Raw genomic sequence first — 1025 nt, forward strand, 5'->3', positions numbered from 1 at the left:
CGCGCTCATGAAATCGGCACACGCAACCAGCCCGTGTTGCCAATGAAGGCCGGAAAACTCTAGCCCTTGCCGAGGGCGCATCGGGGAGCAGCCCAAGGGGGTGGACCACCCCCTCCATGGGTGGGGGAGTTTGAGGGGGCGGGGCTCTGCCCTGACCCTTCATGGGGAGAGCTTGAGAGGGGCGGCTTGCCCCCCTTTCATCAGACATGCCGAGCGGTCGATCCGGTCGGCATGTCTTCATAGACGTGGGAGAGGTGGCGGAAATTGTTGATCGGGCGCTCGTAGATTTCGGGATCGAGATGCCCTGCGCCTTCGGGGCCGATGCTGGCATCGCAGAGATAGGTGGTGAAGCGAATTCCTGTCTGCGCGACTATCTTCTGGAGGATCGGGCCAAGACCGCACAGATGCTCGTCGCCAACGGTCATCCGTTCCGGGATCGGGCCGTGGCACCACATCGCCGCAACGGGATGGCGGTATCCGCCAAAGTCCGGGTCACGATCCACTGCATCCAGCAGATGCCAAGGATAGAAGCCTCGCCCGCCGGATTCGAGATCGCCCACGCAGTCGCCGAGGGTTTGTTCAAGAACCTCGCGCGCGGCGGGATCGGTCTCGGTCCGCAGCCGCCGCTGGACCCTCGCACCCTCGCGGCAGGTCTTGAGATGGCCATTGAGGGCAACAAGCAGCTTTTCATGGAGGGACTGCGCAAAGCGGGTGTCGCACCTGACGAGGTTCTTGCGAACCGCAGTCCTCAAGGCGCCAAGCTGCCGGGAAAGATCGAGGAAATCGAGATCAGACATTTGTTTCTCCTTTCGTTCTGACGGAAGGAGCCTGCACTGTTGCCGCGAGGGGTCAGGGATCGCGTAGCGACCGCCTGCGGCGGTGAGCGGGGGTTCCGATTTTCTGGCGCTGCCCGTCTCGGGCGGCGACTGAAAATTGATGATGTGGACGGCCCTCCGAACCCGTCGCGCGAGATGCTAAGATCATTCTGCGCAACTCAGAGAAGGAACCGTGTCATGACTTTCGAG

The 1025-nt window shown here is 62.2% G+C and carries 1 protein-coding gene; it reads right to left on the bottom strand.

The window, feature by feature from the left end; genetic code table 11:
- Window positions 1-200: 200 nt before the first annotated feature.
- The gene (locus C7441_RS23910; RefSeq protein WP_146201562.1) at window positions 201-797 is read right to left on the bottom strand and encodes a hypothetical protein; all 597 of its coding nucleotides are present in this window, start codon (window positions 795-797) and stop codon (window positions 201-203) included.
- Window positions 798-1025 lie beyond the last annotated feature (228 nt).

The sequence above is a fragment of the Pseudaminobacter salicylatoxidans genome (assembly GCF_003148475.1).
Taxonomy (GTDB): Bacteria; Pseudomonadota; Alphaproteobacteria; order Rhizobiales; family Rhizobiaceae; genus Pseudaminobacter; species Pseudaminobacter salicylatoxidans.

What these genes read in the sequence shown, in the direction of transcription:
- C7441_RS23910 (WP_146201562.1), bottom strand. Translation starts at nt 797, where the DNA reads ATGTCTGATCTCGATTTCCTCGATCTTTCCCGGCAGCTTGGCGCCTTG.